18 protein-coding genes and 2 pseudogenes are annotated in these 25,466 nt (G+C 59.5%); 13 read left to right on the top strand and 7 right to left on the bottom strand.

Annotated elements, in window-relative coordinates:
• Positions 1 to 60: 60 nt before the first annotated feature.
• The 4 genes from ACE4RL_RS10540 to ACE4RL_RS10525 are packed head-to-tail and all read right to left on the bottom strand — an operon-like array spanning position 61 to position 5,452.
• Positions 61 to 2,346: a Wzz/FepE/Etk N-terminal domain-containing protein gene (locus ACE4RL_RS10540; RefSeq protein WP_375597150.1), complete on the bottom strand. Its 2,286-nt coding sequence runs from the start codon at positions 2,344 to 2,346 to the stop codon at positions 61 to 63.
• A 27-nt stretch (positions 2,347 to 2,373) separates the two neighbouring features.
• The gene (locus tag ACE4RL_RS10535; RefSeq protein WP_375597149.1) at positions 2,374 to 3,297 is read right to left on the bottom strand and encodes a glycosyltransferase; all 924 of its coding nucleotides are present in this window, start codon (positions 3,295 to 3,297) and stop codon (positions 2,374 to 2,376) included.
• Positions 3,294 to 4,304, bottom strand: coding sequence for a glycosyltransferase family 2 protein (locus tag ACE4RL_RS10530; protein WP_375597148.1), 1,011 nt, complete (start codon positions 4,302 to 4,304; stop codon positions 3,294 to 3,296). Before ACE4RL_RS10530 ends, ACE4RL_RS10535 begins: the two co-directional genes overlap by 4 nt.
• Positions 4,304 to 5,452 carry a glycosyl transferase family 1 gene (locus tag ACE4RL_RS10525; protein WP_375597147.1) on the bottom strand — a complete coding sequence of 383 codons (1,149 nt, stop codon included), beginning with the start codon at positions 5,450 to 5,452 and terminating at the stop codon, positions 4,304 to 4,306. Before ACE4RL_RS10525 ends, ACE4RL_RS10530 begins: the two co-directional genes overlap by 1 nt.
• A 111-nt stretch (positions 5,453 to 5,563) precedes the next feature.
• Here ACE4RL_RS10525 and ACE4RL_RS10520 point away from each other — a divergent pair, with 111 nt between their 5' ends.
• The 6 genes from ACE4RL_RS10520 (at position 5,564) to ACE4RL_RS10495 (ending at position 12,554) form a co-directional block, all read left to right on the top strand.
• The gene (locus ACE4RL_RS10520) at positions 5,564 to 7,513 is read left to right on the top strand and encodes an ABC transporter ATP-binding protein (RefSeq protein WP_375597146.1); all 1,950 of its coding nucleotides are present in this window, start codon (positions 5,564 to 5,566) and stop codon (positions 7,511 to 7,513) included.
• A 569-nt stretch (positions 7,514 to 8,082) separates the two neighbouring features.
• On the top strand, positions 8,083 to 8,751 hold the full coding sequence (locus ACE4RL_RS10515) for a sugar transferase (RefSeq protein WP_375597145.1): 669 nt from the start codon (positions 8,083 to 8,085) through the stop codon (positions 8,749 to 8,751).
• A 16-nt stretch (positions 8,752 to 8,767) separates the two neighbouring features.
• On the top strand, positions 8,768 to 9,136 hold the full coding sequence (locus tag ACE4RL_RS10510; RefSeq protein WP_375597144.1) for a hypothetical protein: 369 nt from the start codon (positions 8,768 to 8,770) through the stop codon (positions 9,134 to 9,136).
• 27 nt (positions 9,137 to 9,163) lie between these two features.
• Positions 9,164 to 10,315: a glycosyltransferase family 2 protein gene (locus ACE4RL_RS10505; RefSeq protein WP_375597143.1), complete on the top strand. Its 1,152-nt coding sequence runs from the start codon at positions 9,164 to 9,166 to the stop codon at positions 10,313 to 10,315.
• A 53-nt stretch (positions 10,316 to 10,368) separates the two neighbouring features.
• Positions 10,369 to 11,577 carry an O-antigen ligase family protein gene (locus ACE4RL_RS10500; protein WP_375597142.1) on the top strand — a complete coding sequence of 403 codons (1,209 nt, stop codon included), beginning with the start codon at positions 10,369 to 10,371 and terminating at the stop codon, positions 11,575 to 11,577.
• Positions 11,574 to 12,554, top strand: coding sequence for a glycosyltransferase family 2 protein (locus ACE4RL_RS10495; protein ID WP_375597141.1), 981 nt, complete (start codon positions 11,574 to 11,576; stop codon positions 12,552 to 12,554). Before ACE4RL_RS10500 ends, ACE4RL_RS10495 begins: the two co-directional genes overlap by 4 nt.
• Here ACE4RL_RS10495 and ACE4RL_RS10490 read toward each other — a convergent pair.
• From ACE4RL_RS10490 to ACE4RL_RS10480, 3 genes are read right to left on the bottom strand one after another with little or no spacing between them, the layout of a single operon-like run.
• Complete coding sequence (locus ACE4RL_RS10490) at positions 12,529 to 13,614, bottom strand: glycosyltransferase (RefSeq protein ID WP_375597140.1); 1,086 nt, start codon at positions 13,612 to 13,614, stop codon at positions 12,529 to 12,531. The genes ACE4RL_RS10495 and ACE4RL_RS10490 overlap by 26 nt on opposite strands.
• 39 nt (positions 13,615 to 13,653) lie before the next feature.
• The gene (locus tag ACE4RL_RS10485; RefSeq protein WP_375597139.1) at positions 13,654 to 14,436 is read right to left on the bottom strand and encodes a family 16 glycosylhydrolase; all 783 of its coding nucleotides are present in this window, start codon (positions 14,434 to 14,436) and stop codon (positions 13,654 to 13,656) included.
• Positions 14,437 to 14,470: 34 nt separating this feature from the next.
• On the bottom strand, positions 14,471 to 15,712 hold the full coding sequence (locus ACE4RL_RS10480) for a polysaccharide biosynthesis/export family protein (protein ID WP_375597138.1): 1,242 nt from the start codon (positions 15,710 to 15,712) through the stop codon (positions 14,471 to 14,473).
• A 121-nt stretch (positions 15,713 to 15,833) separates the two neighbouring features.
• On the opposite strand from ACE4RL_RS10480, the pseudogene ACE4RL_RS10475 reads away from it, so the two are divergent.
• The 7 genes and pseudogenes from ACE4RL_RS10475 to ACE4RL_RS10445 all read left to right on the top strand — a co-directional run.
• Positions 15,834 to 16,190: pseudogene (locus tag ACE4RL_RS10475) on the top strand (integrase core domain-containing protein); the annotation flags it as partial.
• 555 nt (positions 16,191 to 16,745) lie between these two features.
• A pseudogene (locus ACE4RL_RS10470) lies at positions 16,746 to 17,064 on the top strand (ATP-binding cassette domain-containing protein); the annotation flags it as partial.
• 704 nt (positions 17,065 to 17,768) lie between these two features.
• The gene (locus ACE4RL_RS10465) at positions 17,769 to 18,881 is read left to right on the top strand and encodes a GGDEF domain-containing protein (protein ID WP_375597137.1); all 1,113 of its coding nucleotides are present in this window, start codon (positions 17,769 to 17,771) and stop codon (positions 18,879 to 18,881) included.
• A 302-nt stretch (positions 18,882 to 19,183) separates the two neighbouring features.
• Complete coding sequence (bcsN, locus tag ACE4RL_RS10460) at positions 19,184 to 19,903, top strand: cellulose biosynthesis protein BcsN (protein WP_375597136.1); 720 nt, start codon at positions 19,184 to 19,186, stop codon at positions 19,901 to 19,903.
• A gap of 60 nt (positions 19,904 to 19,963) precedes the next feature.
• Entirely contained in the window at positions 19,964 to 22,156 is a 2,193-nt protein-coding gene (bcsA, locus tag ACE4RL_RS10455; protein ID WP_375597135.1) for a UDP-forming cellulose synthase catalytic subunit, read from the top strand.
• Positions 22,153 to 24,429, top strand: coding sequence for a cellulose biosynthesis cyclic di-GMP-binding regulatory protein BcsB (locus ACE4RL_RS10450; RefSeq protein WP_375597134.1), 2,277 nt, complete (start codon positions 22,153 to 22,155; stop codon positions 24,427 to 24,429). Before bcsA ends, ACE4RL_RS10450 begins: the two co-directional genes overlap by 4 nt.
• Positions 24,426 to 25,463, top strand: a complete 1,038-nt coding sequence (locus ACE4RL_RS10445; protein WP_375597133.1) for a glycosyl hydrolase family 8 — start codon at positions 24,426 to 24,428, stop codon at positions 25,461 to 25,463. The genes ACE4RL_RS10450 and ACE4RL_RS10445 overlap by 4 nt, the downstream gene beginning before the upstream one ends.
• Positions 25,464 to 25,466: the final 3 nt, after the last annotated feature.

Here is a 25,466-nt window from a genome sequence, read left to right as displayed (position 1 = left end):
ATCGTCAGGCCCGCGCGGAAAAGCGCGGGCCTGAACATCTTGGCGTGTACAGGTCAACCATCAGGCGACTGGGTCGGGCGTGCGCAGATAGTCCGGATACTGCACAACGAACCGCTCGGTATCGCCCGGGTTACTGTAGCGTTGCAGCTTTTCGATCCGGACCCGATTGAGCACCACGCCGATAATGTCCTCGGCAATCTGCGGCTCGCGTTCGATCACCGCCTTGACCACACGCCGCGGTGTCTTGCCCCATTCGGTGACCAAAATGAACCCATCCGTCCATGGCTGGATTGATACTGCATCTACCATGGCGCCGATCGGGGGCAGATCGATGATGACCATGTCATAGGCCTCCCGCGCTTCGTCGAGCAGACGTTGCATATGGGGTGACCCAATATCGGAACCATTAAGCGCAGGCGTACTGCTGGAGCGGGCGGACACGACATCGAAGCCAAGCGGGTCTTTGAACAGGGCGTGCTGCCAGGGCAATCCCTGGGCAATATCCTCAAGCCCGAGTTGGTGCTTCGGTGCCAACAGGGTGCTGGCCGAAGCGCGACGGACGTCGCCGTCAGCCAGCAGGGTCACGTAACCATCGGTCACCGCCAGCTCCGCCAGGGCAATCGCAAAACTTGTCTTGCCTTCGCCCGGCAGGGCCGAGACAACGCCGACTACCACGCCCTTGTCCGCAACACGCCGGCTGAGCGCGGCAACCTTGGCGGCCTTTAGCGTTTCGGTCAGCAAGGTTGTCGGCAAGTTGGAGCGACGGCTGGTGATCTGCTTCCGAATGTCCTGCTGCACCTTCCGGGCCTGAACTGACCTGTCACCGCTAGGGGTTGGCATGGCGCTCATATAACCCAGGAAGCGAAGGCCGGTTTCCCGTGTTACCTGGCTGCCAAGGCGGAAGCTGCGTTCGCGCATTTCATTGAGCGCGCTGAGTGCCAGACCCAAAAATCCTCCGAAGACCAAACCCCCAGCCAGCGTGAACAGGGTCCGCGGTCCCGTAGCCGAACGCGGAAAGCTGGCGTCGCTGATGACACGGGCTGCCGGGATCGGGAAGGACTGCTCCTGAATAGTTTCCTCGTAGCGGGAGAGATAGGCGCGGTAGATGCTATTGAGGGTTTCGGACCTTTCCTCCAGCTTTAAGAGCTGGGTCAGGGCCTGGTTGGTCTCAGTTGCAGCGCGACCTTCCTCCTCCACCTGGGCGTCAAGCAAATCCACCCGAGACTGCGCCACTTGCAGCTCGGAGACATACCGGTCGAGCTGGGCCTCCAGACGTCCGGCCAATTGCATTGCGGCCGCTCGCTGCTCCTGACGCAGTAGGGCGATCTGAGGATGGCCCGGCCCGAAGCGCTCGGAGATCTCGACTATCCGGCGCTCGGCGTGCGCGAAAGTATCCCGCAGCACGGCAACCGCCTCGTTACCCGCCGAATTCTCCGCCGACAGCAAGCCAGCGGTAGCGACCACCTGATGAGCGTCCTCCAAATCGACCTGTTTGAGCCGCGCCACCAAGACTTCCAGGTCCGTCGCCTTTGTCTTGGCTTCGCTGATCTGGTCGGTGAGCAGTTGCAGGCGACGATTGGTAAATTCGACATCCGCGGCCACGGTCAGCCCGCTGGCGCGACGAAACTCGTCCACCTCGAGCGCAGCCTCGAGCTGGGAATTCCCCAACTCGATCAATCTCTCCCCCAACCAGTCGGCCGCTTCCCGCGTCACTTCCAGATCGGCATTGAGCTGATCCCGCACGAAGGCGGCGGTATAGGCATTGACTATGCGATAGGCCAGTTGCGCATCGTGGCTCTGATACCCAAGCCAGATCACCGAACTGCGACCAACACGCTGCACCTGTACCCCGCCGCGCAAAGCATCGACGACAAGTTCCAAGGGTGCCTCGGTGAGCACTTCTCGGGGGACCGGCGGGCGGCCGAGCACGCGCCCGATGGCGTCGCCAACAAAGGCGCGCGCCGTTTCCATCCCGGTCGGGGGCGGATTGAGGAAGACCTGGTCGGTCGTCAATTGCTCCTTCTCGGCCACGATACGGGCCAGGCGGCTCGAGCCGATGACTTCCATCTGGTTGAGGATCTGCCCCTCCATATCCAGTCGGCCACCGCCGCTGCGCGGTTCTGGCGCCAGTTTGTCTACTTGGCCCTCAATGACGATCTGGCTGGCGGCCTGATATGTCCGTGGCGCCGTAATTACGATGATGACCCCGACCAGCAGGCCAAGGCCCAGGCAGAGCAAGATGATGCGCGCCTGCCGCAGGAGAATGCCCTGCAAGTGTTCGAGATCGATCAGCCGTACATCACTGGGCGCAGTCAACGTGGCTTGGCTTTTGGTCCGCTCGAGCATCCTGTCCTCCTGGGGCCGTTCCGGCGGCTATTGCAGTTTCGCCGGCGCGACGGCGCCATATATCTGGGTGTGGCGTACACCGGCCAGGCCGGTGACGACGCCGCAATGCAGCACTGCCCGCAGCACCTGTTGCCGCCACCGCCACGGCGACGCGGCGCTGACGATGGCGAGGCCGAGGCAGGCCAGCGCTTTGGCGCCGGCAGTGCCCATGGCGGTCAAGCCGCCCTGTTGGGTCGCCATGAGCCAAGAGCCATGTGTCTGGCCCGAGCGCAGCTTGCGGCGCGCCAGCCACCAGAAGCGGGCCCGATCGACCGGCACCGGTTCGGTGACCAGCGCCTTGGGGGCATAGCCAAGCCGGCCGCCCAACCCGAAGAAGCGATGGAAATATTCGGTATCCTCGCCCCCGCTTTGTCCAAGTTCGGTCCGAAAGCGAAGGGCATCGAGGGGCGCTCTGCGACGGATCAAGACATTGCAGGTGTAACCGGTGCGGATCGTGCCATCGACAAAGACCGGCACTGTTGAATGAAAATCGCCCCGCCTCATCCACGCGGGGGCCAAGGTGTCATAGATGGCCTGTACCGGACCAAAGACTGCATCGAGGTTGTCACTCATGGCCACTTGCAGCAGGGCCCTCAGCCAATCTGCGCTGGCCAGTTCATCATCGTCGATGAAGGCGACAAAATCAGCCGAGGCGGCATCCAGGCAAGCATTCCGCGCCACGGAGATATTGCGCGCCGGTGCATGCAGATAGGTCACAGCGTGGGGCATTAGGGCCGCGGTCGCTTCAACTAGCGCCCTGGCGGAGGGCGTCTCGTCATTGTCGGCCACGATGACGCGGACAGACAGGTTGCCGGTGCTGAGCTGGGCCAGTGAGGCCAGCGTCTCGCTCAGGAAGGGTCGGCGGAAAGTGCAGACGCAGATATCAATGCTGGCAGTACCGATCTCGGTCATGTGCGACTGACCCTCAGTGTCCGCACCACATGGACCCAGAAACCGGCAGACCAAGCAAGGTGCATGATCATGGCGGCAACGCCCACCAGGGGAGCGCCCAGCAGCGGCACGCGCGCGTCGGCGACGTGGCGGGTGGTGGCAACGGCGCCCAGCAGCAGACAGAGTGTGATCCATGCAGAGAGCGGAACCAGCGCGCTCCAATGCATCAGCGACATGGCCGCCAGGGCCACCGCAGGCACGATAGCCAGTGGCAGAAGCTGGCGGAGTCTGGGCAAAGTGCGGTGCTTGAGCACATTGCGGGCGCGTCCACCGCCGTATCCAAAGTACTGGCGGAACAGCGCGCCGGGTGTGGCGCGCGGGAAGTAGGTCATGCCGGTGCGGCTGGTCAGCCAGATGCGCCCCCCAGCCTGGCGCAGCCGATAATCGAGTTCGGCGTCCTCGTTGTGGCGGAAGCTCTCGTCATAGCCGCCAACCGCGCAGAAGGCCGGCATGTCCATCAGGGCGTGATGGCCATGATCGACCCAGCCCCCCCCCTTGGCGGTGCGATGCGAGGAGCCACCAGTGCCGACCATCGAATTCTGGGCCGCCGCCACGGCACTCTGGAACAGGCTGCGCCCGACCGTCTTCATGGGAACCACCACGGCGGTTGCGCCCATATTATTGGCTTCGGCCATCAGGCTGCGGCAATAATCGTCTGGATAAAGGCCATGGGCATCGATGCGGATCAGCCATTGGCGACCCTGACCGAAGGCAGCGACTGCTAGGTTAATGCCGGCGCTCTGAATGCGCTTGGCATTTTGCAAAACCTCAAGGCGCCCGGGCCTGACCATTGCGTGCGCAATATCCTGCGTGCCGTCATTGCTGCCACCATCGACCACGACAATCAAAGCGTCGTCGAGATGCTCGGCTTCTACCAAGAGGACAGTGAGGAGGGCGGCAATTGTACCTGCCTCGTTTAGGGTTGGCACCACGATCAGCACGCCGCCGGTCTGCCCTGTAGCGGTCATCACGCGGCCTCCTCGATGGGCGTATTAATGAGACGCAGTGCGCCCAGCCGCGCGACCAAGTCTTCGCATTCCCCTTGGTCGACCTGAAGGTCTGTCACCGGCAAGCGCGCCACGGCAAGGGCATGGGCGTGCAATACTTGAGGTGTCAGCGCATCGAGCATGTCCACGATCGTGTCCACTTCCGCATCGGGCAGAATGATGCCGATCCCGCGCTCGGCCAGGAAGCGGGCTGTTTCTGTGCCGGCCAGGGCTATAGGCACCGCGCCGTGCAGACATCCCTCGTAGATGCGGTTGGGCAGCAGCCAGCTAGAGTTCTGTCCTTCCTCGAAAAAGTCGATGGCCCAGCACAGATGCACTTCGGAATAGTGACAGCCGAGCTCGTCGTAACGATAGGGGCCTTCGAAGCGCACATGTGCTGCCGTTGATACGCTGACGTGAAAATCGACAAACTCGCGCAGGGCAGGCCTGCCTCGCAGAACCAGCTCATAGCGGCCATCGAGGCGGCTCATGGCCTGGATCAAGTGATCGAGCGACCGGCGACAGCGCAGGGCGCCAAACCAGCCTATGCGGATCGGGCTCGAATCGGCCGCCGTTAGGATCGGATTGTCGCCGCGGCTGCGCGGCGTGAGCACCTTGTTCTCAACAATCCATGGCGTAACCGGTGATTGCCCATAGGGAGCAAAATACTCGCGGACAAACGCTGGTGAACTGGTGATCAGCGCACGTGCGTCGCCCGCCAGGAAACGTTCCGCTGCGCGCATGGATCCCCCGATCCAATCGGTGCGCAACAGCAGGCGATGGATATCGAGGCTTTCATAGACGACGGACGTGCCCGGCCAACGACGGGCAAGGCCGGTTGCGAGGGGCAGCATTTCAAGGTTGCGGGCGACAACCACGTCTACCGGCGTCGCGGCCAGGCGCTGTTGGCTGCGGATGCGGCTGAGCAAAACTTGGGCGAGGCGCTGCAGAAACCGGCCATCTGCGGTCCGCCCCAGATCGATCACGCTCTGCGCGGTCAGGGGCGGCACATCGTCAGCGCGGTTGAAGCCCGCTACAGCAGCGGCTGCGCCGCCCAGATGAAACATCTTCAACCGTCGATCCACGGCGGGATCGGACAGGTTCGGGACGAGATACAGAATTTTCAGCATGGCCGATCTTCCTGTGACGTCTCCGGCAGGATGTGCCGTCGCACTTAACTAGCGGCACTGCACAGCATGCGGTCAACCGCGACCATTGCGGACCAGCCTTGAGTAAAATGCATGGCTGCGCAGCGCCGATCTATTGGGCCAGCCAAATATTATGCCCCGCTAGAAAAGCATAGCTGGCATGCTACGGCAGTGAATGATGCCTCAAGCGCGTTGACGTCTGATAGTGGTGGAGACAGGATTATGTGTGGTGCCGAACCACGACGCCGAGATTCTGGGCGACCGCAAAACGACTTGCGGTCGAAGCGTATCCTCTACCCCTTTATCGCCAAATACCCCCTGTCGATCGGCCTCGCGCTCTTATTGCTGCTGTTTTCCGCCATTGTGTCGCTGTTCGTACCTGCCCTTATTGGCCGTCTCATCGACACGGGGCTGATCGGGGCCGACCTTGCCAGCATCGGCACCTATGTGCCGTTGCTAATCGCGCTGGGCCTGGCGCTGGCCATTGCAAATGCATTGCGCATGTATTTCATTTCTTCGATCGGCGAGCGTTTGGTGGCCGACCTCCGGCAGGCTGTGTTTTCGCACCTGCTGACGCTGGACAGCGAATTCTTCGACCAGCATAAGGTCGGCGAACTGGTGTCGCGGCTCAATAGTGATGCCGCCACCATCCGAAATGTGCTCAGCACCACGGCAGCAACGCTTCTGCGATCCGTGGTGTTGCTGGTGGGGGCCGTCGTGATGATGCTGCGCACCGACACCAGCATGGGGATGGCTGTCTTGCTGGTTGGTCCGATACTCATCCTCCCGTCACTTCAAGTGGCGCGTCGACTGAGGTGGATGTCCCGCCGAACCCAGGACACACTTGCGGAAATGTCGGCGCTGGCTACGGAAATGCTGGGCGCGCAGCGCACGGTCAAGTCGTTCGGCCAGGAACGCGGCCAGGCCGAAACCTACCGCTCCCATGGGGAGGAAAATGTCCGTGCCGAATTGACCCGCTTGGCGGCACGGACCGGCCTTGTGGCCTTGGTCGGCCTTTGTGGGACATTGGCAGTGGTCGCATTGGCCTGGGCCGGCGCGGTCAAGATCTCAACTGGTGAACTGTCCCATGGCGAACTGGTTCAGTTCCTCGTCTATGCCTTCATGGCATCCACTTCGCTGACTAGTCTGTCTGAAGGCTTTGGATCCATCAGTTCACTGCGCGGATCGACCTCCCGATTGATCGAGTTGCTGGGACGGGCGCCCACCATCGTGGCGCGCAGCACCAATCCTGCCGTGCCGACAACGGATCTGGTTCCGGCCCTCGAATTTCAGGACGTCTCCTTTTGCTATCAGGCCTCGCCAGAAAAAGGCGTGCTGCACGGTGTCAGTTTGAAAGCCAAGGCGCGCCAAAAAGTGGCTCTGGTTGGCCCCTCTGGGTCTGGCAAATCGACCTTACTCGCACTCATTCAACGGCTCTATGACGTCGATAGCGGCACGATCCGCCTCTATGGGCAGGACATTCGAGATATGGACCCCCATGTCTTGCGACAGCGTATTGCCGTCGTCGAACAGGACCCGCCGATCTTTTCCGGGACCATTCTTGAAAACATCCTGTTCGCCCGCCCTGACGCCAGCGACCACGAGGTCCGCGCCGCCGCCACCTCAGCGATGCTGCTCGAGTTCATCGAGGGGTTGCCCAAAGGCATCGACACCCAGGTCGGCGAACGCGGGCTGATGCTTTCGGGCGGCCAGCGACAACGCCTTGCGATAGCGCGGGCCGTTCTCAAGGATGCCCCCGTCCTGCTGTTGGACGAAGCGACGAGCGCTCTGGATTCTGTAAACGAGCGCCTGGTCCAGACCGCTATCGAGCACCTGTCTAAACAGCGAACGATCATCGTGGTGGCGCATCGCCTTTCCACAATCAGATCTGCCGATTGCATCATCGTGATGGAAGAAGGTCGCATCCGGGCGCAGGGGCGTCATGAGGAGCTGACGCGCACCGACACACTCTATGCGGAGATGGTCCGGTTGCAGTTTGCGCGGGCGGAAACGGACCTCGCTATGCAAGTTGCCGACATCTGAGCGGTGAAATATTCGCTTTCGCTGCAGCCGAACACCATTTATTATTGCGTCATGTTGAATCCTTGGGTCACGCAAGGACAACGCGCGGCGGAGACAATATGGCGAGTGATCACAGCAAACGGGATACCTCTCTGCTGGCCGATCAGCAGAACGAAAGCTCTCGCCGACCGATCTGGCAGCGTATCCCAAAGGGTTGGATAGCGCTTGTCCTGCTGCTGCTTGCCTGGATAGCTGGTTACCTAATCGTCCAGGGCGCCGGGCTCCTGCTCGGTTAAATTTTCTACCCGACAGATTCATTTGGCAAGCACCTCGTAGCACACAAAAGTCATTGCAAGTTCTGCATGCCTGTTATGCGCCACTGCGGTTTGCTACTTGCCGTGATTGGTGATCAATTTCCTAACTACTGTATCAAAAATAAACAGTTTCGATCGCAAGACCAAGGCGGCGAAATATAGAGAAGTCACGCCGGTACGGCCGTACTTGGACCTTACCAATGATGGGTTTTCCGGCATCAAGAAAATAGACGTGCAAACTCGATCCTGACGTAGCAACAATCTGAGGACGCAGCCATGTCGACCATTGAATCTGGACTTCAGCACACAAATGTTGCCAGGCCTCTCGTCCCTAAGGGAGGTGCCTTGAAAAGAACAATAGATGTAACATTGGCCTCCGCGGTTCTCCTGGCATTCCTGCCGCTCATGGCCTTTATTGCGCTTTTTGTGTTTACATCTGACCGTGGCCCGATTTTCTTCGGCCATGAGCGCATCGGCTTCAACGGTCGACGCTTCCGTTGCCTCAAGTTCCGCTCGATGGCCCCCAATTCCGCAGAGTTGTTGGAGGCACACCTCGCCACGGATCCAGCAGCTAGGCGCGAATGGAACGAAACTCAAAAACTGCGGAATGACCCCCGCGTCACATCTTTGGGGCGCTTCCTGCGGGGCACAAGCCTCGATGAACTGCCGCAGCTCATCAATGTCATTCGTGGCGACATGAGCCTGGTGGGACCGCGCCCCATCGTGCAAGCGGAAGTCCCTCGCTACGCCGATCGCATCCAGGCCTACCTCTGCGCCCGACCGGGCATTACAGGTCTGTGGCAGGTGAGCGGGCGCAGCGACGTTGATTACGATCGGCGCGTGGAATTCGACGTGGACTATGTCCACAATTGGTCCATTGCTGGCGATGTTTCGATCCTGTTTCGCACGATCGGGGTCGTTTTCACCCGCGTCGGCAGCTACTAGCCCGACGGAGGCGAGCATGGTCCCACTGTTTTTCCGCAAGCCCAAGAGCACGTTTCGGACCCGCACACGGCGGCGCGACATGGCGACCGATGCGGTCCGCCTGGCCAAAGTGCGCAAAGCTCTTGATCTGGCTATTGTCGACATCGAGCGCGAGCGTGAGGGCCTGCAGCGGCGCCTAGATTTCTATCTCGCCAAGGCCAGCAGCCTCATGGATGTCACCGGCGATTTCTCGACCCGAACTGTTGAGGACGAAACGGAACTGCGCACCGCCGAGCAGCACATCTCCGAGGCCAGACACCGTCTCGGCACGTTGGCCAACGAAGCCGTTCAATTCGCGAAATTGCTCGAGATGGTGGATGACGTACCAAGGGCCGAGGTGGCCTGACTTACCGACCCCAGCAGGAGGCGTTTCATGATTACCGCCGTTCGACCCGGCCCTGCACTCGTTACGGTGGTCATGGCAAACTTCAATGGCATGCGTCACTTGAACGCAGCCATTCGATCGGTCCTGGACCAGAGCCACGCCAATCTCGAACTTATCGTCGTGGATGATGCATCCACCGACGCGAGTGCCACGATAATCAACGAATGGACGCGTGCAGATGGCCGGGTGCGCGCCATTCTCCAAGAAAGCAATGGCGGACCGGCGCGCGCCCGCAATGCCGCCCTCGCGATGGCCAAAGGCGAGTGGATCGCAATTGTCGACGCCGACGACCAGATACACCCCGAGCGCCTTGAACGCCTGATTTTGGCCGCGGAGGGTGCCGGCGCCGATATCGTCGCCGACGACCTGTTGCACTTTTATGAAGATGGCAGCCCGGTAACCTTCCTGCTCCCCGCCGACTGGAGGGACGTCAGGCCGATCACAGCGCTGGACTGGATCGAGGGCGGCTCCCGTCCTGATATGCCGGCGCTCGGCTATCTCAAGCCGTTGATCCGCCGCAGCATCATCTCCAGACGCCGCTATGATGAAACCATGCGCATCGGCGAAGACTGGGAATTGGTGCTCCAACTCCTGCTGGCCGGCGCGAGCATGATTGTCTTGCCCCAACCCTGGTATCTCTATCGGCGCCATGCAGGTTCGATATCGCATCGGCTCAGCTCGGCTACCCTGGAGGCAATGATGCGGGTCGACGACGGCATCCCGCTGGACCACTGCAATCTGAGGCCGGATATCACGCGTGCTCTTGCGCATCGCCGGTCCGGGCTGCTTGCGCAGTTGGAGGTCCAAAAACTTATCGAGGCAATCAAGCGCCGGGATGCCGCGGACGGACTGGCGGTCCTCATGGCCGCCCCAAGATCTGCACTTGGTCTCGGAGTGGTGATGGCCGGGCGGCTGCGTGCTCGTGGTACTCCTGTACATTCGGCCAATGTGCCACCGCTGCCCGACTATGCACCACCCGAAGCGCGGGACGCCTTGCGCATCGACCGGTCCATCTGGGAACAATTGGTCAACGCAGTTCTGACCGGGCGTCAGAACATACGGCTTGAAGGCCCGGCAGGCCGCTATGCCGCCGGTTTCCTGCCACAGGACCTGATCAAATCACAGGTGGTGACGGGATGAGTGCCCGCGCGTCCTCTCCTGCCCCGCCGGCAATAGCGGTCAACATACCTGCTGTGCTGACCGCTCTGGTGTTCTGTGCACTGAACTTCAACAGCATGCTCGGCCCGCTATCCGTTCTCGCTTTCTTGGCCGCGGGTCTGTGCATTGGTGCAATGCAGGTACAACTGGCCTTGGATGCGATGATGCGCTGGTGGCTGGTCCTTGTGTTACCAGCCTACTGTCTCGTGTCGATCGCCTGGTCGCAGTTCCCCGAAGCAACTTTCAGGTATTCGCTGCAACTGGCGTTGACCATGGTGATCGGCCTCTGGATTGCCACGCGTGTCAGCCCCCGCAATCTGGTCCGCGCCCTCTTCTTTGCTTTCTTGGTGGCAACTCTTGTGGGACTTGTTGTCGCCCGCTCCACAGGGGGCGGTGCGTGGCTTGGCATCTTTGGCAGCAAAAACGCGTTTGCTGCACATATAGCTCTGCAGATTTTGATCGCTACCGGCATCGTCCTTGATGGTGCAGAACGAAAGGACTTGCGCCTCCTGGCGCTCGGGACAGGAGCACTTTCCATACCCTTGCTGATTATGGCGCAGTCGGCTGGGGCGCTTGTGGTCACCGGACCCTGCGTGCTGGCCATGGTGCTAGTTGCGTTGTCCAGCTTCACAACTGGACCGCAAAAGCTGTTCTTGGTGGTTGCTGCCGCGCTCCTGGCCGTCGCACTGGCGACAATTGCAATCCAGTTTGGCGACGCGTTGCTGGCTGGGGCATTGGACGCGACGGGCAAGGATGTCACGCTGACCGGTCGAACGGACCTTTGGACCCTTGGCATCGAGCTGATCCAGCAAAATCCATGGCTGGGTGTGGGCTACAAGGCCTTCTGGATCCCCGGATTTCCTCTGGCTGAACAACTATGGGCTATGTTCGGTGTGAGTTCGGGCGCCGGGTTCAATTTCCACAACACCTACATTTCCAACGCCGTAGAGGTGGGTTTGGTAGGTTTGGCGATCCAGCTTGTACTGATCTATGTGCCGTTTTTCCTGCTGCTCTGGTTGGCCTTTTTCCGCCCCGAGCCCTATGTCGCCTTCCTGCTGGGCATTCAACTCATGCTGATTCTCCGCAGCCTGCTCGAAGTGGAAGTGTTCTACGAATTCAGCGGTCGCACCATCTTGGCGATATGCACCTATGTTCATGCCATGGTGCTTTACAGAAACTTGCGGGGCGAGGCCATGGAGCGGCAGAGCACCATGCCTTGGCCCATGCGGAGTGTGCGCTCATGACCTCAGATGCACTGGTAGACGTCAGAACGCCGACTTACCGCCGACCGGACATGCTGTACCGGGCGCTGTCGTCGCTGATCGAGCAGACACACCAGCATTGGCAATGCCGAGTTTTCGATGATGACCCCGATGGCGCCGGCGAAAAAGTCGTGGCGGCGCTGAAGGATTTGCGCATCAAATATCATCACAACAGGCCGCAAAATTTTGCCTCGAAGAACATCGACAAGTGCTTCTCGTCAGTTAGCCAAGACGACGCTGAATATTTTTGCGTTCTCGAGGACGACAATTTTCTTCTCCCCGGCTTCATGCAGGCCAACATTGCTGCCTGTCGGGATCGAGGCGTCGAGATCGTGTTGCGCAATCAATTGATCGAGCATGCTAGTGGCACAGATCGCGCCCGTCTTAGCGCGGGCGGGGTGTTGGACAGCCTGTTCACCGAACGCACCTACGAGCCGTCCCTGTTCAGGCTCTCGTTGCTAGCAGGGATTGGGGTTTCCAACGGTGGGTTGTTCTGGTCACGACGCGCCGTCAGCAAGCTTGAGATCGGCCATCGCTGCACGGCGACGCTACAAGAATATTTGCGCACCTATTCCATAGCCGAGCCAATCCATGTTGCCATGGAGCCGCTTGCAGTATGGGCCGAAAATGCCGAGCTCACCACGCGAAACAACGAAATATCGGCTGGCTACTTGCGGCGGGAACTGGACCTGAAGCGGTCCGTGCAGCGCCTGCAGCGCTCGGTATGGATGAACACGGAGCCAAAGATCCGTGATGATTTTCTGTACGGCGCGGCCTTTGCGGCGCCCGCGCAGGTTCGCGCCCGCAATATCTGCAAGGCATTGATCTTTGCCCCCATTGGCTCCGCTCTTCCGCTCACCGAACAGCTGGCACTTGGCTTGAGGGGTCTCGCCATCGCCGCTCTCGGCCGTACGACCGACGACTTCCGGCTGTTCATGGCGTCTCGCCAGCGGGCCTAAGCCGGGGCTGGGAGCCGGAGAGCGAGGCGTACATGCGCAGGTATTCCTCACCGCTTTTCCGCATCGAGAGATTTTCCGCAACATAACTGGCCGGATCGTAGTTCGCGCGATTGGCCAGGTAACTGGAAAGGGCGCGGTCGAAATCGGCAAGCTTGAAGCGCAGACCGCAACGGTCGTCAAAATAGGGGACGCTGGTCACAATCAGATCGGGCGCCTCGCGCAACAGCGTCGGATCGACGAGCCGCCCTTCATCCCATGCCAACACCGGCACCCCCGCTGCCATCGCCAACTGACAGGCAATACCTTGCGTTTCATGCTCGCAGAGAAACAACAGTCCGCGCGACCGCGCCAGAAGCGCCAGATAGTCGGTCTCCATATGCGCGCCATAGCGCAGGACTTCATACTTCAACCCGGCCGCATCGAGCTTCGCCAGCAGAGCGTCCCGAACCGTTGTCTCTCGCTCCTCGCGATGCCAGCGGATTTTGTCGTAAACCACAAAGTCCAGGTCCTTGAGCACATCAGCGAGCTTGGGGGCCTCTATCCCCACCGGCCAGGCCCGCAGCCTGTCACCCCAGATCGGACGGTTGTACTCAACCGCCCAGGCACAGGGCTGAATGATGAGGCACAACCGCTGTTGCTCGGCTACCTGTCGCGCCCGCTCCGATGGCCCGACATCTCCATGACCGAAGATAGCAGGATTGTCGCTGGCAAGCACATCGAGCACGCTTGGATAGCCGCACAGACCGACAGGATATCCTGGCCGCGCCTCGGCGGCCTCAAAGTCGTTGACGCGCACGTCGCAGCCAAGCAGGTGAAGGGACCGTTGCAGCGACAGAAATGCTGCATAAAAGCCGGAATGCATCTGCTTTCGCCGCCGCAAATTGTTGAAGCGCCGGGCAAAACGGTGCGCCGCCGAGTAGGTGCGACCAATCCACCCTCGGCGGGCTTTGTGGTCAAAGCCATCATAGAACAGTAGTACCAATGGCCCTTTAGCTGTCCGTTCCAGGCCGAGCGCCTCTGCCGGCAGTGTCGATTCACTCTGCATGGGCTGGTAATCCAACTCGGCCTCCTTGGGGTGAGCTCGCCTCGCGGGGGTGTCTTAGGGATCAGTTGCGCACACGACAGACTCGGGGAACTGGCAGGGGGCCCCGAGGGCGGTGAACGCAAAATAGTCCACCTCCATGGCAATCGGTTCGGACGGCGCCACGAACGGGCCCATCCACTCGTTCAGCGTGTCGGTACCCCAAAGGCTGAAAAAGACCCGCTGTGGGGTGAAGGGAATTTGGCGCGGGTCGGTGATGGAGCGGACCAATTCGCCGTTGACATAGAAGTCCACCCGGTCCGCGGCCCAAACGAAGGCATAGTCGATGAAATCTTCGTCCGCTGGATAGGGCAGTTCTGGATACATGGCGCCACCCTGCTGTCCATCACCGCTGACCCCATTCACAAAGGTGGTCGTATGGACGGTAGTCGTGTCCTTGGTCAAAATCTCGAAATCGATCTCGTCATGCTGCTTGCCATGGACCGGCCCAATATAGGTAAAGAAGGCCGCATTCAAACCGGATGCGGACGGTGTCTTGATGCGGGCCTCATATGTGCCGTACCCCAGGGAGGCATGCGACTGCGCCTCGCCGCAGCGGAAAAGTCTTTCGCCGGCGGGGATGGGGGAGAAAGCCACTCTCAAGGATCCGTCAACGACACTGATCTGGTCCCTGGTCCAGGTGCAGTTCTGGTGCGTACCGTTGGACCAGCCGTCCGAGACATACCAGCGCGCCCTATCGAATTGGTCAAAGTCATCAAAGAAGCTGTCTTGGCCCAGCGCTGCTGGCGAGGCCAACAGAGCCACTGCGCCGCAAAGCACTCCGACGCTCCTTGAAGTCATTTCTTCACTCCTCGATCCATGGTCGTCGCAGTCGCTAGGGCTCCAGTCGCGCCACCACCACATCGCCCGGCCGAAGCGGGGTGGTATCGTCTGCCGCGATCTCTTCAGCACCGCGCACAATGGTAAAGCGATAGACAGCCTCTTCCCGGGCACGCGGCGGTGTCGCCCCCTGCGCGATTACGTCGCGCATCAGGTCCTGCTGAGTGCCGATACGCAAATCCAGCTCGGCCAGCTCGCGCTCCACCTGCTGCAGTTCGACGGCCAGGTTGGCCCCACGGGTGCTGCTCAGTTCAACCTCCCGCTGCTCGATGGCGCCCAGATCCTGGCGCGCCCGCAGGATGGCCGTGTCTATATCGAGCAGGCGCCCATCGATGTCGGCCACACTGGATTCGAGCGAGGTGACCCGGGAGTTGACGGCCAATCCCTGGTCGGCCAGCGAGGCGATGGCATCGAGCTGTTGTTGCGCTGATGACAATTGCCGGACAGTCGTTTCCCTTTTCTGCGCCAGGGCATCCAACTCTCGTGTCAGCAACGCGCGTTGCGATTCCAGCGTTTCCAAACTCATGGAATGGCGCAGCAGATGGGCCTCCATGATAGCCTGCTCGGCAGCGATCAGGTCTGATTTCTCGCCAGTCTCAAACGTCTCCGGCACCGCGATCGCATTGTCGCCGGCGACTTCAGCGACAATGCGTGCCCGACGCGCCAACAGGCGTCGATAGCTGCTCTCAAGTACATCGAGCGTACCTTGTGTAGAGATCGCCTCTCGCTCGAGGCGCGCGCCCTCGTCGACGTTCGTGCGCCTACCGGCAAGGCTCATCGCCTTGATGATGGTCATGCCAGGCGTGAACGCATACTGCCCGGGGCTGGTCACGTCGCCGGTTATGAAAATGGGGCCAAAGGCAGAGACCTCGACAGTCACATTGGGGGCAGTGGCCAGGCCCAGCACATTCTGCAGGCCCTCTCCGACCGCCGTTTCAACCGCACCAGTGGATATGCCTTCCGCCGCAATGTCCCCAAGGAACGGGAATGCGAAAGTTCCCTCCGGCCCCACCCGGTAGTTGCCGCTGATTGCCGTCCATTCTTCGAAGTTGAGTGCGGAGGCGTTCCATTCGATGATGCGAATATGAATTTCATCGGCGATAGAGAGACGATAGCCGGTTGGAGAGTTCTCCTGGGCGCACGGAGCCGCTATACCAACTAGGATTGGGCAGGCGAGGCCAGCGAACAAATATAGCCAAGCGAACCGCGCGGTAAGGACTGCTCTGGGCTGCACCATGACTGCTCCTTCTTCTTGCAGCACGTTGGCTACGTGAAGTCTTCCCAAAGCCCACTATCCGACATCCCGCCCCGGATGCACACCCATCGCCAAGCAGACCTGCCTTGCAGCGGGCGAGGATGTTCGTTCCGACAATGGCCCGCAGTTCATCGCCAAGGCCGTGCGGGAGTGGATCGTGGCCGTTGGCGGCAAGACCGCATTCATCGAGCCGGGCAACCCCTGGGAGAACGGCTATTGCGAGAGCTTCAACTCGAAGCTGCGCGACGAGCTGCTCAACGGTGAAATCTTCTACAGCCTCGCTGAGGCAAAGGTCAGCATCGAGGCATGTAGACGCTACTACAACACTGAGCGGCCGCATTCATCGCTTGGATATAGACCATCAGCACCGGAGGCTATTATCTGGCCCGCGCCACCGCCCGGATCGACACCGCCCTCTGCTCAGGCAATAACCGAAAAGCCGATCATGCACCAACACTGAAACCGGACCACCCTATGGGGTCAGGCCAATTTGCGTTGGGCAGATCGGCTCTCGCGTGGCCGCTCTCTGCCAATTATTGCCAGAACGGTCGGTCCGATGCTGTTGAGACTTTCGGGCGCCTACCGGCAGCCGAAACTCTCAAAGGACGCGGACAGGCCGAGTTAAGGAGCCAACGCCCAAACAGTCATTGCTTCACTGTGCTCACTGCAAAAGACTTCACGAGAAGCCACCCTCGGTCGCGGGGGAGGAACTAGCTATCACACGATCTCAGAAGGTGTTTTGCGCACCAGCCGGCGCCGCCTCCGCATCGGCAGAGCTAATGGCATCGAAGGCATCGGTATGAGTTCGGCGAAGACCCTTGTGAGACCATCGGTCGCATGGCCGTCGCGAAAGAGGATTTTGCGAGGCTTGGGCAAAACTGAGGTGGAAAATGAAATCGGCGTCAGCACATTTGGCCAAAAGAATGCGGCGAGTAAAACCGCAGTCAAACCATAATTGAGGGCGCGGCTGAAGCTGAGCTGACTACGACCTCATTCGACCACGCTCCCAGAGGTTTTGGGGCCTTCGGGTTGCGGCAAGTCGACCCTGCTGCGCCTCTTGGCTGGCCTCATTCAGCCCAGCGCTGGCCAGGTGGAGGTCTTTGGCATGCCGGTCACCGAGCTAAGGGACGATGTCGGCATCGCTTTTTACCGCCCGACCTTGCTAACCTGGCTCTCGGTCATCGACAATGTGGTCTTTCCAATCCGCCACAAGCGGGGCCGCGTTCGCCCGGAAGAGATTGAACGCGGGCATGAAATGCTCAAGCTGGTCCGGCTGGAAGAATTCGCCGACAAGGGGGGGCATCGACGAACCGTCAGGCGGCATGCAGCAGCGCGTGGGTATTGCCCGTGCTTTACTGCTTGATCCCGGCATCCTCCTGATGGACGAACCCTCCAGTGCCCTCGATGCACTGTCCCGCGACGAGATGAGCCTCGAATTGCTCCGCATCTGGCATGCGCGGCCCAAGACGGTTCTCTTCATCACCCATTCCATACCCGAGGCGCTGTTGCTGTCCGATCGCATCATCGTACTCAGCGGGCGGCCCGGAACCGTCCGAGACGAAATCACGGCCGCCCAGCGTGACGGATACTCCCCGCCATGCTCCAGCACCATCCGCACCGCCCGGGTTCGCACCTCGGGGGAAAACTTGTTCGTTGTCTTGCTCTTGAGGCTCTATCCTACTTGGGGGTTAGAGCCTCCGACGGTCCCGGCGCGGTTCAGAGGGCAGGCGGTGCAGGTTAGCAGCATGCAGAATGTCAGCCCCAGCCCAGTATCGGGGAATGCAGCCAGCAGGGCCGCGATAGACCGTATTGTGCGAAACTCTGTGACAGGAAAGGACAAAGAGCTAAACGCTGTGAGTAAAGAGAGTACACACTTAGCAGGTTAACTCTGCCACCGTGAGCGATCATTCCTTCACCTGCCTCGAGGACAGGTTTCGATTAACGTAACCCATTAACCAGAAATTGTTCGGTGATTTGTCAAAAACAAAAAAACGTATAGCTATCGTTAAATTATCGTTGAAAAGCATCGTTCCTTGTCATGTTTCTTGCCTTCGTGGACATTCTTGGAAGCATATCGGATCTCGGCTTTGTGGCCGCGCTGACGATCGCATTTCGTGAATTGTCCCGCCTGGTCAACCATCGAAGGCAGCGCGCATTGTTGATGGGGGCATTGTTCGGGGCAACGGCGTGGTTTTCCAGCTACGTTTACACCAGCACTTCCGTGGCCGCACTTCCCGACAACGCCTTCGTCTTTGTTGGACTTGCAGCTGCCTTCTTCGGCAGGGCTGGCCTCCTTACAGCATTCCTAGTGCCGAGCGCCTTGTTAAGCTTCCTGGGCGAACTGTCAGTAACGGAAGTGGTCAGATTCGGCTTGTCTGGGTTGGCCGGTTTGGTCTGGAGTGTAGCGTTGAACACCCCTGGCCGCCGGCGTTTTCCGGCGCTGGCAGGACTTGGCCTCGCACTCAACACCGCTTTGGTAACGGACTTTCTATTTGAGCGAAATCTCGAGCTTTTGAGGCAAGGACCTGAGATAGCGTCAGGTGTTTTCGTCACAGTTTTAACTACAGTATTGATCACGGCATTGCTTGGCCTCTTAATGGACCGCGAGCGCCATCTTCTGGCCTCTGAACTTCGACTTCTTCACCTCGCCAATACAGACGAGTTGACTGGCCTCAATAATCGACGCGCCCTGCTAAATGTTTTTGATGGTATAGACGCCACGGATCGGGCGCTTTTGATCATCGATATCGATAATTTCAAGTCAGTAAACGACTCTCACGGCCATTCGGCCGGCGATAAAGTGATCCGCCATGTCGCCGAACATCTTCAAGCATCCATCCGGAGCGGCGACCTGCTCTGCCGTTACGGCGGCGAGGAATTCGCCGCTATCATTCGGGCTGGTGATGAGGCGGAGGCTGTAGCCGCTGCCGAACGAATCCGGCTCGACATTGAAGGGACACGAGTCCGCATCGGACAGCTGGCTCTGCAAGTGACCGTAAGTCTTGGCGTCGCTTGGTTAGGCAAAAATGCCGAGTACTCGAAGTCCTTCGATGCCGCCGATCACGCGCTCTATAAAGCGAAGCGAAGTGGACGCAATCGAGTGGTTGCTGCCCAAGTGGGGGTCAACAGCGACAAGCAACTTGCCGGGTAGGATTGTTGCAAAAATGCCAGTCACCACAGCCAATTGCAGTCAAGATGGCGCTGACAGGGGTCGTCATCATATCGAAAGAATGTCTAACATGGTAACATTAGAATCAAATTGGGATCGAAGGGGTATTTTCCCTGAATACTGTTTTGGCATCGTTGCAGCGGGTCCGCGCCAAGTTGATCCCAGGCAGTATCCTTTTTGCCCGGATGATGTCGGCTATTGCGACGACGGGATTGCTCGCAGCCTGCGCCTCAATTTCACCTCTGGAGATCTACGCACCCAAGCCTGTGGAGCCGGTGCAATCCATGCTGGCGTTGTCCCCTGGCGCAGGTGCGATCCTGAGTATCGTACAGACCGGATACAACAACGCGACCGAGCAAATGATCATGCTCGATACCACTTCTCGCGCGCCGGGACAGAACTATTTCAAGGTTCAGATGTTCGAGGCTGTGGCCCATTCTTCCACACCCGGTGGCCTTCAAGATGTGCCGTTGGCCAATCTAGATCTGGCGGGAGAAGCGCGTGGAACGGTCAACTACGCCGACATGAAACTGTCGCCCTATTTCGTGCAGAACCTCTATGGCCCGTTCGGCTATTCGATGGGCCGGACGGCGACAGGAGACCTGTGCATGTATGCCTGGCAGCGCGTGGCGCCGGACCGGTCTCCTGGTGGCGGCGTGCGGCGGGGAGCGATCAACTTGCGCGCTCTAATCTGTCATCGCAATCGCAGCGAGGCCGAACTGCTGGAGATTATGTACCAGTTGCGCATCAAGGGTGTGACTGGAGTAGCGAAGCCGGCCCCAGCCGAGATTGGGGCCTACGGCAGGGTCATCATGCCCACGGGGCCGAACGGGGTCGCAAACGTGCTGCCGGATCCGCCGCGCCCTGCGCGAAGCACAGCGCCGGCTTCTCCGACACCGTCGCAGCCCACCCTCCCCAGCGCGGCACCGGTCAGCCCGGGTCCTGTACCCCCGCCCATGGCCGAGCAGGTTCAAGGCCCCGTCGTGCCTCCGCCAAGGGACTGACGCTCTCTCTGCCCCCACGTCCAATTATCCCCGTTTCAACCGCTATCGAGGAAGCTCGCTATGCGTAAATTTGTCTCGATCATACTGTGGTTGGGTATCGCTGCCATCGCAGCGGTGGCTATTACCATGCCTGTCAGCATCCAGGCCCACCTGGTTACCGCACTATTGTTGCTGGTTTTCATGCTGGTCTTAAAGGTTTTCAAGCTTAGCGGCCCCTGGCGCATGATGCTGCTGGCTTTGGGCACCGCGATTGTGCTGCGTTACGCATTTTGGAGAACAACAAGTACAATCCCTCCGGTCACGCAAATCGCCGACTTCATTCCGGGCTTTCTGCTTTATCTCGCCGAGATGTATAGCGTACTTATGCTTGGCCTGAGCCTGTTCGTGGTTTCCTCTCCCCTACCCCCACGTCCGCCCACAAGCGTCAAAAATGCTGGGGACGCCCCTCATGTGGATGTTTTTGTTCCAAGTTACAATGAGGATGACGGCCTACTCGCAGGCACACTTGCGGCCGCCAAGGCGATGGATTACCCGGCGGACAAACTCACCGTCTGGCTGCTCGACGATGGGGGCACGCTCCAAAAACGCCGGTCTGCGGACGTCAACCAAGCCGCAGCAGCGCAGGCCCGTCACGAACGACTCCAGGCTTTGGCAGAAGAACTGGGTGTGAACTACCTCACCCGAGACCGCAACGAGCATGCGAAAGCCGGCAACCTTAATAACGGTTTGGCCCATTCACGTGGCGAGCTCGTAGCCGTATTTGATGCCGACCACGCACCAGCTCGCGACTTTCTACAGCAGACTGTCCCCTACTTCGCCAAGGATCGCCGTCTGTTCCTCGTGCAGACGCCCCACTTCTTCCTCAATCCCGATCCGCTTGAGCGGAATCTGCAGACCTTTGAGACCATGCCGTCTGAAAACGAGATGTTTTATGGCGTGATCCAGCGCGGCTTGGATAAATGGAACGCCTCGTTCTTCTGTGGCTCGGCAGCCGTGCTACGCCGTGCGGCCCTCGAAACGACCAATGGCTTCGCCGGCCGCTCCATCACTGAGGACGCCGAAACTGCTATTGATCTCCATGCCAAGGGCTGGAACAGCATTTATGTGGATCGTCCCCTCATCGCGGGGCTGCAGCCAGCTACGTTCGCCAGTTTCATCGGTCAGCGCACTCGCTGGGCTCAGGGCATGCTACAAATCATGCTCATGAAATTCCCACTCTTTAAACGTGGGCTGACGTTCGGACAACGTCTCTCGTATCTCTCGAGTACAATGTTTTGGTTGTTTCCGATCACGCGCATGATCTTTCTCTTCGCGCCCTTCTTTTATCTGTTCTTTGACCTGCAGATTTTCACCGCCTCAAGTGGCGAGTTTCTGGCCTACACCGTCACGTACATGATGGCTAACTTAGTCATCCAGAACTCCCTCTTCGGCCGTTGGCGGTGGCCGCTGATCTCTGAGCTCTACGAATATATTCAATCCGTGCATCTTTTCCCCGCCCTAATTTCGGTACTTTTCAATCCGAGCAAGCCCACGTTCAACGTGACCTCCAAAGACGAAACCACGCTGCGCAGCCGCATCTCGGAGATTGGCACCCCCTTCTTCATCATTTTCTTCCTTCTGCTGGCCGGCGTCGCATTCACCATCTACCGTCTCTACGCCGAACCGTTCAAAACCGAGATCACGTTGGTCGTGGGCGGTTGGAACCTGTTCAACCTGCTGATCGCCGGTTGTGCTCTGGGCGTGGTGGCCGAGCGGCGCGAAGCCCGTCAGAACCGGCGGGTCGCCGTGGACCGCGCCTGCCAGGTTCGGAATCAGGATGGCAATTGGATGGATGGCAGCATCCTAGACGTCTCCTCCACGGGAATCAGTGTTCGCCTTCGCTCTACACAGAGTAAGGTGGCAAAAGAGACCGTCACCGCCCTACGCTTCTCAACCAATGCTCCGATCGCGGACAATGAGCTGACCGTTGATGTCCGAAATCTGGTCACCAGTGAAAGCGGTACCATGCTGGGCTGCCAGTTCGTACTGAATTCTGCCAACCAGTACAGGCTTATGGCAGACCTGCTCTACGCCAGTTCAGATCAATGGAGCGCCCACCAAGCCTCGCGCCGGCAAACAATCGGTATCCTGGAAGGTCTTGCACGCTTTATCTGGATCGCTCTCTATCAGACCAGCCGTGGCCTCGCTTATTTCGTGCGCTTCGGACAGAACCCAACCGTCAAGTCCACCCGCTATCGGAGGGCGTCAGTATGATCCGCATCCTCACGCCGCTTGCGCTGACCTTTCTTGCAAGCTCCTGTCTGGCCCAGGGCCTTCCAATGCACTTTGACATGACGCCTGAGGCCTCCCTGGTTACGCCCGACCCGGCACCCGAGGCGGTAAGCCCCCAGAGCGCGCCTGTAGTAAGAGCGCCTGAACTGGTCCGCTACCTTCTGCCGGAGGGCGATACCCGTTTCTCCGGCGAAACTGATCGACGCAATTATCAGATTTATCTGACCGCAGCACAGGCAAGCGCTAAAGCCACAATCAACCTGGGCTACATTAATGCCCTGGTCGTAGCCCCGGAGGCTTCGCGATTGCGTGTCCAGATCAATGGCTCAACCGTACTGTTAAACGAAGTAGCCTCTGCAGCTGGCACAGCGCGACTTACAGCTGATGTCCCGGCCGAAATCCTCAAAGCTGGATTCAACACCGTCACCATCACCGCAGATCTCCGTCACCGGACTGACTGCAGTATCGGCTCCACTTATGAGTTATGGACCGACCTTTCCGCCGCCGATACATATCTGGCGTTTACCGGCTCCCGCGTCGGGCAATTGACCCGCCTCGATGATCTCGCCGCCGCCGGCTGGAACTTATCTGGCCAGTCGGTTTTGCGCATTGCAACGCCGGGGAGCAGCCCGACCGAGAATGGTCTGCTGGTTGCAGCACTCGTCCAGCAGATAGCGTTGGCCATGCGCGTGACTAACGTGCAAGTCGAATTCGCCGAACACCTCAATGAAACGCAGGAACCGGGCGTCCTCAACATCCTGCTTGCTCCAGCTTCCGAGCTGCCCGAGCTTGCAGGCCCGCTTGCCCAAGAAGCAAGGACCTCGACCGTTGCAGCGTTTGCTCCGAATGCAGGCAATGTGCTGGTGCTCTCAGGCCCAAGCTGGTCAGATCTTTCTCGAACTGTCGAAGACATCGCGGCCATCGTCAACCAATATGGACAGTCGGCAGGCACTTTGCCACCACGTGCCGATCGTGCTCTTCCGGTCCCGGTCTTTACAGGAGCTGGCAGCATGAGTTTCGAGCGCTTGGGCTTTCAGGGGCTAAGTTTTAACGGACGCCGCTATCACAACAGTTTCTCTTTTGCCCTGCCATCGGACTTCTACGCTGATCAATACGGACAGGCACACGTCACCCTCAATGCGGCTTATTCCGGCGAAGTGAAGGCCGGCAGCCAGTTCGAAATCTATGTGAACGGCGAAATCGCCTCTGTAACCCCCTTGCTCCGCACCGATGATGCCTTCCGAGACCTACCTATCAAAATACCGATGAGCGAATTCCGCCCGGGGGTTAATGAGGTGGAGATCGTCGGCGAACTTCGCACGGAGGCCGACGATATCTGCGCACCCGGGACGGTTACCGTCGGAACGGACCAGCGACTGTTGATTTCGGGCGACAGCACATTCACCATGCCCGATTTCGGTCGCATCTCGCAGGTGCCAAACTTGGCTGCCTTCGCCAATACGGGTTTTCCCTATACCGGCGCAGATCAAACCAATCTGGTGATCGGCAATAGCGAGCAATCGCTCCCTGCTGCCCTTACCATGTTGGCCCGCATGGCTGGGCACACCAACAGTATCGTCAGCGTAGCCAGTATAAGCCTCGCCAGTCCATCGCCTGCTCAGGACGCGATCTTTGTAGGTGCCTATGGTCAATTGCCGCCTGACTCCATCCGACGCATCGGCGTGCTTCAACCCTATGCCACCGATGACAACAGTCTTGATGCGGACAGCAACAATCTCGACACCATACTGCAGCGGTGGCGCTCGGTTGGCATGTCGGGAGATAGCTCTATTGTAAACCGCATTCAAAATTGGGTGGCTGACCTCCTTGACCTTGGCCCCAATAGCCTAGGTGTTCTTCCTCCCGAGGATTTGCCCTATGCACCCCGTCTTTCGGATCGAGCTTTGCTGCTACAGCGCTTGCAGCCAGAGGGTGGATTGTGGACCATGCTTACCGTTCCAACCACACAAGGGCTCGACGCGGGTGTCAAAACCATCACCGCAGGCTCCACATGGCCCACAATGTCGGGCTGGGTGAGCGTGTTGCCCCAGGACGGGAGTGCACCAACCGTCATTCGGCCTAATCGCGTCACATTTTATGAAAGCGGCCCGTGGACATTGGCCAACCTGCGGAGCGTCATTGCAAACTGGCTTTCCAGCCACGTACTGGCCTACGGCATAGGCCTTTGCATCATCCTCGCCGCCCTGACACTCGCCACGACTCGCGTCCTCCGGGTAACAGGGCGCGACGCATGAAACGGCGCTGGCTACTGGCTCTGGCAGTGATCTCCGCCTTTCAGACCCACGCCCTGGCCCAAACGACAGGGAGCATTACGGCCCAGGAATGGGCCGCGTATGGCGCCGCCTTCATCAACGAGGGTCGGATTATTGACGGGGCGAACGGCGGCATCTCGCATAGCGAAGGCCAGGGCTATGGCATGCTCTTAGCCTACCTTGCCAATGACGCGGAGAGCTTTGATCAGATTTGGCAATTCACACGTCAGGAGCTGATGGTCAGAGATGACGGTCTTGTGGCCTGGAAATGGGATCCTTCCGTGACCCCCCGGATCACTGACCAGAACAACGCCTCCGATGGCGACATATTGATCGCCTACGCCCTCATTCGGGCGGGAGAAGCGTGGGGGCGAACCGACCTGATAGATTCGGCCCGCACCCTGGCCGACGCTCTCGGTCGCGCGGCAACAATGCGATGGCGTGGAAGCGACGTTCTGCTGCCAGGCTCATTCGGGTTTGGGCGTGACGATCAAGATGACGGGCCGCTGATCAACCTTTCATATTGGGTCTTCGAGGCCTTCCCATACCTTGCCCGCATTGCCCCGGAAACAGATTGGCAAGGCATAGCTCAAACTGGACGACGCCTGGTCAATGAGAGCCGTTTCGGACCTGCTGGATTGCCCACCGACTGGATTTCCCTTCGCGGCAACGAGCCGGCGCCCGCACAAAGCTTCGAGCCTGAATTTGGTTACAACAGCGTACGCATTCCACTCTATTTAATGCGGGCCGGCACAACCCAGGCCGCCTTATTGCGTCAGTTCGCGCTCCCGCTCAGCGAAGAGACCGCCGGGACCATTCGTGTGTCTTCGGGTCGCATCATGGAAGAATTGAGCGAACCCGGTTATCGCATAATCGGCGCTGCAATCAGCTGTGTTCTCGACAATCAACCGATTTCTGCGGATCTTATAAGCTTTGAGCCGCAAAGCTATTACGGCTCGACCCTACACCTTCTCACCCTTTCCTTCCTGCGCCAGAGCGCGCCGCATTGTCTGTGAGGA

The organism is Devosia polycyclovorans, assembly GCF_042181575.1.
Lineage (GTDB): Bacteria > Pseudomonadota > Alphaproteobacteria > Rhizobiales > Devosiaceae > Devosia > Devosia polycyclovorans.
This window is presented reverse-complemented; position numbering and strand designations above follow the sequence as displayed.